Consider the following 9496-nt stretch of genomic DNA (forward strand, 5'->3'; position numbering starts at 1 on the left):
GCCGTCAGGCGGCAGGAACCTGCAGCGGACCCCGCTGCCTCCGGCGGCGACCGGCCTCGCGATCGCCGCGCCCTCGGCCGCGGCCGAGCTCAGGCCGACGCCGCCAGCGCCGCGACGGTCGCGGCGACCCCCGCACCGACGTCGACCTGCACGCCGAGGTCGGCCAGGGCACCGCCGAGGGCCGCGACGCCGGCGAGGGCCGTGCGCGGCTCGGCGGCGGGGCCCATGTGGTCGATGCGCACCATCACGTCGCGCAGCGTCCCGCCGCCCGGGGTCAGCGCGACCCCGTACGCGTCGCGGGCCCGGTCGGCCAGCGCGGCCCGGTCGACGCCCGCGGGCAGGCGGACGGCGGTCGTGAGGGCGCAGGCCTCGCCGTCGCTCGCGACCCAGGGCTCGACCCCGAGCGCCCGGACCCCCGCCCGGCAGGCCGCCGAGATCCGGGCGTGGCGGGCGATCCCGGCCCCGACGCCCTCCGCGAGGACCCGGGCACAGCCGGCCTCCAGGGCCAGGAGCTCGAGGACCGCCGGGGTGCCGGGGATCGCGCTCCGCCCGGCGTCGATCCAGCGTTCCTTCCAGTCCAGCAGCGAGAGGATCGACCCGCGCCACGGGGCGAGGCCGGTCGACACCGGAGCCGGAGCGGTGGAGGAGGACGACGCCGAGGCGGGGGCGGTCGGGGTGCTCGACGCCGGGGCCGGCGCGGTGGAGCCGGACGGCCCGCCCGCCGGGGCGCGGGCCTCCCCGGGTCCCGGAGACGCGCCTCCGGGCGCCGCGAGCGCCGCCCAGGCGCGGTCGCTCACCGTCACCATCGAGATCCCCGCGGGTCCGCCGAGCGCCTTTTGCGGACCGAGCATCACGACGTCGAGGCCCAGCTCGTCGATCGGCAGGTCGTGCCCACCGACCGAGGCGACGGCGTCGACGACGGTCAGGACGTCGTGCTCCCGCGCGACGGCGGCGATCTCCGCCAGCGGGTTGACGGTGCCGGTCGCGACCTCGGCGTGGACGAGCGACAGCACCGCGATCTCCGGCCGCCGCTCCAGCACCGCCGCGACCTCGTCGGCCCGCACCGCGCGCTCGAGCGGGATCTCCAGGTCGACGACCTCCGCGCCGCCCGCCGCGAGCCACTCGCCGAAGTGGGCGCCGTAGGGCCCGGTGATGACGTTCAGGCACGTCGTCCCCGCGACCCCGAGCCCGCGCGCGACGGCCTCCAGCGCCAGGATCGCCTCCGCCTGCAGCAGCACCACGTCGCGCGCGGTCCCGAGCATCCGCGCGACGTCCCGCTCGATCGACGCGAACCGCGCCGGGGTCATCGGCGGCGGGTCGAGCAGCGCGGCGTTCGGGATCGGACCGGTCATCGACCGATGGTGGCATGGATCGGACCATGCACGGTATTCCGTACGTTCGTACGTGATACGGTCCATCCATGAACGGCACGATCGGCTCCCAGCACTGGCGGCGGAACCTGTTCGTCTGCCTCGGCGGGTCGTTCACCACGATCGTCGCGATGACGATGCTGCTGCCGTACCTGCCGATCTACGTCGAGCACCTCGGCGCCGACGGGCACGCCGCGATCGTCCGCTGGTCGGGCGTCGCGTACGCCGCGACGTTCCTGACCGCCGCCCTGACCGCGCCGCTCTGGGGGCGCCTGGGCGACCGCTTCGGCCGCAAGCCCATGCTGGTCCGCGCCAGCCTGGGCATGGCGGTCGCGATGGCACTGACCGGCCTGGCGCAGAACGTCGAGCAGCTCGTCCTGCTCCGCCTGCTGACCGGCCTCCTGGGCGGCTACTCGTCGGGGTCGATGATCCTCGTCGCCGCCCAGACCCCGAAGGCCCACAGCGCGTGGGCCCTCGGGGTCCTGTCGATCGGCGTGATGGCCGGCAGCGTCGTCGGTCCCCTGGTCGGCGGCGTCGCGCCCGAGCTGGTCGGGGTCCGGGCGTCCTTCCTCGTCGCGGGCGGCGTGATCTTCGTCGCGTTCCTGGCGACGATGTTCGGGATCCGCGAGGAGCGGCCGCGGCGGGCGGAGGCCCCGGACGCGGTGGCCGACGAGGCCGCACCGACGCACCGGGGCGACCAGGCCTTGTCGGCGGGCGAGGGCGGCGACGCGGGAGCCACGGACCGGGACGGCGAGACCACGACGGCCGACCGCGACGGCGCCCCGGCACCGATCGGCCGGGACGGCAGAGCCGCGAGTCCGGACCGCAGCGACCCCGTACACCCGATCCGCTCCACCCGGAACCCCGCGACCTCCGGTTGGGGCGCCGATCCCCGCCGCGTCGGCATCCTGCTGGCCGTCGCGAGCCTCCTGATGTTCGCGACGATGTCGCTGGAGCCGATCGTCACCGTCTTCGTCCGGGAGCTCGATCCCGGGACGTCGCACGTCGCGACGCTGTCGGGCGTCGTGATGGCGGTCGGTGCGCTGGGCAGCATCGCCTCGGCTCCGCGGCTCGGGCGCCTGGCCGACCGGATCGGGCACGGCCGGGTCATCACCGGAGGCCTGGCCGGCGCGGCCGTCCTGCTCGGCCTGCAGGCGGCCACGCAGGAGGTCTGGCAGCTGATCGTCCTGCGGTTCGGGGTCGGGTTCTGCCTGGGCGGGCTGATGCCGTCGGTCACCGCGGCGATCCGCCACGCCGTCCCGGACGCCGTCGTCGGGCGGGTGCTGGGCCTGTCGGTCTCCGCCCAGTTCGCGGGGCAGGTCCTGGGTCCCGTCACCGGCGGCGTCGTCGCCGGCGCGTTCGGCATGCGCTCGGTCTTCGTGATGACGGCGCTCGTCCTCGTGGCCGGGACCCTGGTGTCCCGGGTCGGCGCGCCCCCGCGCCCGTCGTCGCCGGTCGCGGCGGTCGACGCGGGCTGACCGCGGGGGGCGGGGTTCGGCGCTCACGGCGCACGGACCGCTGCCACCCCATCCCGCGACCCGACCGGCAGCGCAACATGCGCTCCCCGCGCACAGATCGCTGCCACCCGGCCCCGCGACCTGACTGGCAGCGCAGCATGCGCTCTCCGCGCACACATGGCTGCCACCCGGCCCCGCGACCTGACCGGCAGCGCAGCGTGCGCTCTCCGCGCACGCATGGCTGCCACTCCGCGCGGACGCGCCCGCCGGCCGCCGCGCCGCCGAGCGCCGTGGCCCCGGCGCGGTCCGTCAGCGCGTCGCGGCGTCCGCGACCAGCGCCGCGATCAGGCCGTCGATGGTCGCCTGCTGCGCCTCGACCGCGGGCGTCGCCCCGAGCTCGGCGAGGGCCGCCGTCGTCACCGGGCCGATCGAGACCGCGCGGGTGTCCGGCCCGACGGGCAGGCGGCCGTGCGGGGCCGTGGCGTCCGCGTCGGTGACTCCACCGGCGTCGGCGAGGAACCCCGCGGTCGACGCGGAGGTGAAGGTGACGTAGTCGACGTCCTGCAGCGCCGCGAGGGCGTCGTCGGCCAGGGGCTCGGCGACGGTCTCGTAGACGGGCAGGTCGGTGACCTCGATCCCCGCGGCACGCAGTCCGTCGGGGAGCGCGTCGCCGGCGGTCGCGGCGCGGACCAGCAGCGCGCGGCGCAGCGGGCGGGTCGGCGCACCCGGGGCGGGCTCGCCGGTCGCGTCGACCTGCGCCCCGGTCGCGACCCGCGGGGTCGTCGACGCGGCGACGCCGGCGCCGCCCGCCGACCGCCCCGTGATCATCGCCGCCAGCGCCTCGCCCGTGAAGGTCTCCGGCACGAGGTCCGCGCGCAGGCCGAAGCCCTTGAGCGCGCGGGCCGTGCCGGGGCCGACGGCCGCGATCGTCGTGCCGTAGAGGGACCGCGCGTCCTGGCCGGAGCGCTCGAGCGCCGCCATGAACTCGCGCACGCCGTTGGGCGAGGTCAGCGCGAGGACGTCGACGCCTGCGAGGTCCGGGAGCTCGGCGTCGAGGGAGCGGGTGCGGATCGTCGGGGTCTCGACGACCTCGGCGCCGAGCGCGCGCAGCCGGCGGGCCAGCCCGGAGGCCTGGGCCCGTGCGCGGGTGACGGCGACCGAGCGGCCGAACAGCGGCCGGTCCTCGAACCAGCGCAGCTCGTCGCGCAGTCCGGCGACGCCGCCGACGATCGTGACCGCCGGGGCCTTGATGCCGGCCGCGGCGGCGACGTCGGCGATGTCGGTCAGCGTGCCGGTGACGACGCGCTGCGCGCCGACGGTGCCGGACTGGACGACCGCGGCGGGCTGGTCGGCGGGGCGTCCCGCGCCGACGAGCGACGCGGCGATCGCGGGCAGGCGGCGGACGCCCATGTAGAAGACGAGCGTGCCGGGAAAGCGGGCGAGGCCCTCCCAGTCGATCGCGGACTCGGGCTTCTTCGGGTCCTCGTGACCGGTGACGAAGGCGACGCCCGGCGCGTGCCCGCGGTGCGTGACGGGGATGCCGGCGTAGGCGGGACCGGCGATGCCGGCGGTCACGCCCGGGACGACCTCGTACGGGACGCCCTTTGCCCGCAGGCGCTGGGCCTCTTCGCCGCCGCGCCCGAAGACGAACGGGTCGCCGCCCTTCACGCGGGCGACCGAGCGGCCGGCCAGCACGTGCTCGAGCAGCAGCGCCTCGGTGTCGGCCTGCGGCACCTGCCGCCCGCCGCCGCGCTTGCCGACGTCGATCAGGACGGCGTCGTCGCGCGCGCCGTCCAGCGCGGTCGCGGGGATCAGCTGGTCGTAGAGGACGACGTCGGCGGTCGCGATGACCTCGAGGGCCCGCACGGTCATCAGTCCCGGATCGCCGGGGCCGGCGCCGACGAGGTAGGCGACGCCGGGCTCGGGTGCTGCGTCCGGCGCTCCGGCGTGGTCGGCCCGTGCCGCGCTCCCGGCCGCGCCGCGCCCGGCGGCACCCGGCGCTCCTTCCACCGGGTCGGTACCGGCGGTGTCCCGTGCCGTCTCGACGTCCGTCGTCAGGCCCCCGCCGCCGACGCCCGTCGCCGGCCGAGTGTCGCCGACCGCGTTGCCGCCCGCGCCGACGCCCCCGAGCGGCGGTCGCGTCCCGCCCACGCCCGGGGCGGCGCCGCCGGCCGGGGCGGCCGAGCCGGACCTGTCGTCCTCGGTGGCACCGGTCGCTGTCCCGCCCGTCGCCTCGTCGTCCGTGCCGCCGGTCGTGCTCACGATGTGGGGTCCTCCGCGTGGTCCTGCTGCTCGGCGATCGGTGCGCTCTGGTCGATGCCCTCGCGCGCGGCGGCGAGGAGCTCCGCGCCACCCGCCCGCAGCAGGCGCTCGGCGACGAGGGCGCCCAGGGCCTCCGGGTCGTCGCCCTCGCGGGCGTCGAGCGCCCAGCCCGAGCCGTCGGGCGCACCGACGTACCCGGTCAGCGAGAACCCACCCTCGACCGGCCGGCAGTGGGCACCGACCGCGCTGGTGCAGTCGGCGCCGAGCGCGCGGGCGACGGCGCGCTCGGCGCGCAGGCACGCCCAGTTGGACGCGTCGTGGATCACGCGGGCGGCCGCGGCGCTCGCCTCGTCGCCCGCCCGGCCCTCGATCGTCAGCGTGCCCTGGCCGGGCGCCGCCACGAAGACGGGGCCCTCCAGTGGGACGACGTCCGCCGGCGTGCGACCGAGCCGCTCCAGGCCCGCCGCCGCCAGGACGATCGCATCGAGGTGCTCGTCGTGCCCGGGCTGCAGGCGCGCCAGGCGGGTGTCGACGTTGCCGCGGGCCGCGACGATCGTCAGGTCGCGCCGGGAGCCGAGGAGCTGCGCCGCGCGGCGCAGGCTGGCGGTGCCGACGCGTGCGCCCTCGGGCAGCGCGTCGAGCGACGGGGCGCCGATCAGGACGTCGCGCGGGTCCTCGCGGACCGAGGCGGCGACGAGCTCCAGGCCGTCCGGGAGCTCGCCCGGGACGTCCTTGGCGGAGTGCACGGCGAGGTCGATCTCCCCGGCGACCAGGCCGCGCTCGAGCTCGGTCACCCACTTCGCCTTGTCCGGCGCGGCGCGGTCGCGGTCGCCGGTCGTGACGACCTCGACGATCTCGACCCCGTGCCCGGCCCCCCGGAGCGCTGCGGCGACAGTGCGCGCCTGGACGAGCGCGAGCGGGCTGCGACGACTGCCGAGCCGGATCACGACGCCGACGAGCGGCGCGCGGCGAGCGACCGGACCTCGGCCCACGAGCCGGAGGCCGGCCCGGCGGCGGGCACGTCCGCGGACGGCGCCACGGCGTCCTGCTCCGCGACGAACATCCCGTGCGCGGGGCACTCGGGCGGCGGGGCGCCGCCGGCGACGACCTCGGGCTCGGCGCCGTCGAGGCCGAAGAGCTCGCGCAGGACCTCGACGTGCCCGTGGGCGTCGTCGCGATCGCGGGCCTCCTTGAGCCGCAGCGTCGGCTCGTGCAGCAGGCGTTGCACGATGGTGCGGGCGGCGCGCTCGATCCGCTGGACGTCGGCGTCGCTGGCGGACTCCCAGCGTCCCTCGTTCTCGGCGAGGACGTGGTCGACGATCTCGCCGGCGCGGGCCCGGAGGTCGACGATCGTGGGGGTGATCTCCATCTGGCCCATCCAGCGGGCGAACTTGTGGATCTCCTCCTCGACGATGTCCTCCGCGATCGAGGCCTCGCCCTCGCGGCCCTCGAGGTTGCGCGCGACGACGGCCTGCAGGTCGTCGATGTCGTAGAGCGCGACGCTCGGGACCGCCGCGCAGTGCGGATCGATGTCGCGGGGCACGGCGATGTCGATCAGGACCAGCGGGCGCGCGAGGCGGTGGCACATCACGGCCGCGAGCTCGGGCGCCCCGAGGACGGGGTGCGGGGAGCTCGTCGACGAGATCACGACGTCGGCCTCGGCCAGCTGCTCGGGCAGCTCGGTCAGCGTGCCGACCCGGCCGCCGAAGCGGTCGGCCAGCGAGCGGGCGCGGTCGGCGTGGCGGTTGGAGACGAACAGCGTGCGGACGCCCTGCGTGGCGAACGCCTGCGCGGTCAGCTCGGCGGTCTCGCCGGCGCCGATGATCATCACGTTCTTGTCCTCGAGGTGCCCGACCTGCTGGGCGGCGAGGTCGACCGCGACGGACGCGACGGACGTGTGGCGTTCGGAGAGTCGGGTCTCGGTGCGGACGCGTTTGCCGGTGCGCAGCGCCGCCTTGAACAGGCGGTTCAGCATCGGTCCCGTCGTCCCGGCGCGCAGCGCGGCCTCGTAGGCGCGCTTGACCTGGCCCTGGACCTCGTACTCCCCGAGGATCATCGAGTCCAGGCCCGACGCGACGCGGTAGAGATGCCGCGCGGCGTCGCAGTTGCGAGGCATGTAGACGAGGTTCGCGAGCTCCGTCGGACGGATCCGCGAGCTCTTGGCGACGATGCTGAGGAGCTCGCCCTCGGCCTGCAGCGCGTCGCCGACGACGACGTAGATCTCGGTGCGGTTGCACGTCGAGAGCACCGCGGCCTCGTGCACGTGCTGCGACCGCGCGAAGTCGGCGAGCATCCGCTCGATCTGCAGGTCGGTGACCGACAGGCGCTCGCGGACCGCGACGGGCGCGGTCTTGTGCGAGAGCCCGAGGACGAGGAGCTCGTTCACCGCTTCGCCCCCGACGCCTCGGCCGCCACGCGGGCGGCGTCGCCCACGGCACCGTCGTCCGCCGGCGCGCCGGGGTCCTCCGTCAGCGGCGGGAGCCGGTCGCCCGCGGAGTCCATGCGGGACTCCAGGGCCTCGAGGCGGCGCGCGGAGTCGCGGACGCGGAACGCGACGATCACGAGGTACAGCAGCACGAGGATCGCCGAGACCAGCACGGCGGCCGTGACGTACCCGGGGCTGCCGGAGTCGGGGGCGATCTCGGTGAGGGCGGTGAGGAACACGAGGGTCAGTCCAGGGTACTTCGCGCTACAGGGTGACGGGCGACGAGGCGCGCGCGACGACGGGGACGGCGTCCTCGCCCTCGACCTTGCGTTGCAGCTGCCGCACCCGGATGCGCGTGCTCTTGTGGACGACCTCGAGGTGCCAGAGCGTCACGAACAACGCGCCGAGCGCGAGGACCGAGAGACCGAACGCGAGGCCCGCGGTGCCCGGCAGGTTGGAGCCCGGGTCGTCGAGCGGCTGCGGGTGCAGGAGGTTCGTCGTCATCCGCACGACGCCGAAGCAGACCGGCGCGAAGATGCCGGCGGAGACCGCGAAGACCGACGCGGTGCGCGCCTGGCGCTCCGGGTCCTCGATCGCGAAGCGCATCGGCTGGTACGTCGCGTAGAGCAGGAAGATGATCAGGAACGTGACGAGCACGGGCTCGCCCCAGTCCCACCACACGCCCCACGCGGTCCGGCCCCAGATCCCGCCCGTGATCAGGGCGATCAGGCAGAAGACCTGGCCCATGTGGATCGCCACGTAGGAGCGCAGGTCGTCCAGCGGGCGGTCGTGCTTGAGGTGCTGCCAGGCGAAGAACGCACCGGCGACGAACGCCACGAGCGTGATGATCGCGAACGCCGGGTGCAGGTACGTGAGCTTCTGCCGTACGCCCTCCGTCGCGTCCGTCGGGACGACGGCGATCGAGACGACGACCCACGCGACCACGATGACCGCGGTGATGAGCGTCAGGGGCAGGAGGCGACGGGCGTAGGGCATCGCGGCGGTCCGTTTCAGTCTTCGACGATGCCGTCCGAGACGGCCCAGCAGACCAGCAGGAACACTCCATCGTACAGAGCGAGGGCCAGCCACCACCGCCCCTCGGAGACCTCGCGCGGCGACGTCAGGAGCGGGGCCAGCGCCTCGGACGCCAGCGCGATCAGCGGGATCAGCAGCGGGACCGCCATCAGCGGCACCAGGAGCTCCCGCGAGCGCGCCGCCGCGGCGATCGCCCCGACGAGCGCACCGGCCACCGCGATGCCCAGGTCGCACAGCAGCAGGGCGCCCGCGATCCGCGGGATCGCCGCCCCGTCGAGACCGTCCTGGAGCAGCAGGAGCACGAACGCCGGGACCGCCACCAGGTGCAGGACGAGCAGGAAGCTCCAGAGTGCCAGCGCCTTCGCGGCCACCAGCGCCGACGCCGGCGCCGGGGTCAGGCGGAACGCGTCGAGCCCGCCCTCCTCCTCCTCGGCCGCCCACAGCCGGCCGATCCCGAGCAGCGCGGCCAGGAGCGTCGTGACGAGCAGCACGCCGGCGGCCAGCGGCCCCTCGACCCGCCCGTCCTGCAGCCCGAACCGGAACAGCACGAAGACGCCGATCGAGAACAGGAACATCGTCGGCAGCACCTGCGGCGCCCGGCGCTCGCGCCGCCACTCCAGCGCGAGGAGGGTGCGGACGTCGGTGGTCCAGCGTGGGCGGCCGGCGAGGAGCACCGACGGGGCCGGGGCGCCGCTGCGGGCGGGTCGACCGGCACCACCGGGCGGCGGGGCGGCGGGGCCGGTGCCCGGCGGCGGGGTCGGCGGGGCGGCGCTCATGCGTAGAGCGCCTCGATCCGGGCCGGGGTGACGTCGCCCGGCGTGGCGAGCAGCGCGACGGCGCCGTCGCGGAGGCCGAGGACGATGTCGGCCTCGGCGAGCGCGGCCTCGGGGTCGTGGCCGGCGATGACGCGGGTGCGGGCGGGGCGGGGGGCGGGGCCGCTCGCCGGG

The 9496-nt window shown here is 76.3% G+C and carries 8 protein-coding genes; 1 reads left to right on the forward strand and 7 read right to left on the reverse strand.

From position 1 onward, the window contains the following. Positions 1-89: 89 nt before the first annotated feature. Positions 90-1352, reverse strand: a complete 1263-nt coding sequence (locus PATMI_RS0104430) for a pyridoxal-phosphate-dependent aminotransferase family protein (protein ID WP_026910004.1) — start codon at positions 1350-1352, stop codon at positions 90-92. Between the two features lie 68 nt (positions 1353-1420). Between PATMI_RS0104430 and PATMI_RS0104435 the strand changes: the two genes are divergently transcribed. Then, on the forward strand, positions 1421-2848 hold the full coding sequence (locus PATMI_RS0104435) for an MFS transporter (protein ID WP_026910005.1): 1428 nt from the start codon (positions 1421-1423) through the stop codon (positions 2846-2848). 288 nt (positions 2849-3136) lie between these two features. Here the strand turns inward: PATMI_RS0104435 and cobA are convergent, their stop codons facing one another. The 6 genes from cobA to PATMI_RS0104465 are packed head-to-tail and all read right to left on the reverse strand — an operon-like array spanning position 3137 to position 9325. Then, complete coding sequence (gene cobA, locus PATMI_RS27345) at positions 3137-5089, reverse strand: uroporphyrinogen-III C-methyltransferase (RefSeq protein WP_245604078.1); 1953 nt, start codon at positions 5087-5089, stop codon at positions 3137-3139. Then, complete coding sequence (hemC, locus tag PATMI_RS27350) at positions 5086-6036, reverse strand: hydroxymethylbilane synthase (protein ID WP_169738326.1); 951 nt, start codon at positions 6034-6036, stop codon at positions 5086-5088. Before hemC ends, cobA begins: the two co-directional genes overlap by 4 nt. After that, positions 6033-7475, reverse strand: coding sequence for a glutamyl-tRNA reductase (gene hemA, locus PATMI_RS27355; RefSeq protein WP_036725220.1), 1443 nt, complete (start codon positions 7473-7475; stop codon positions 6033-6035). Before hemA ends, hemC begins: the two co-directional genes overlap by 4 nt. Then, positions 7472-7753, reverse strand: coding sequence for a hypothetical protein (locus PATMI_RS0104455; RefSeq protein WP_026910006.1), 282 nt, complete (start codon positions 7751-7753; stop codon positions 7472-7474). Before PATMI_RS0104455 ends, hemA begins: the two co-directional genes overlap by 4 nt. 25 nt (positions 7754-7778) lie before the next feature. Further along, entirely contained in the window at positions 7779-8510 is a 732-nt protein-coding gene (gene ccsA, locus PATMI_RS33855; protein WP_051471050.1) for a cytochrome c biogenesis protein CcsA, read from the reverse strand. A gap of 14 nt (positions 8511-8524) precedes the next feature. Continuing rightward, entirely contained in the window at positions 8525-9325 is an 801-nt protein-coding gene (locus PATMI_RS0104465) for a heme exporter protein CcmB (RefSeq protein WP_026910007.1), read from the reverse strand. Positions 9326-9496 lie beyond the last annotated feature (171 nt).

This window comes from Patulibacter minatonensis DSM 18081 (assembly GCF_000519325.1).
Taxonomy (GTDB): domain Bacteria; phylum Actinomycetota; class Thermoleophilia; order Solirubrobacterales; family Solirubrobacteraceae; genus Patulibacter; species Patulibacter minatonensis.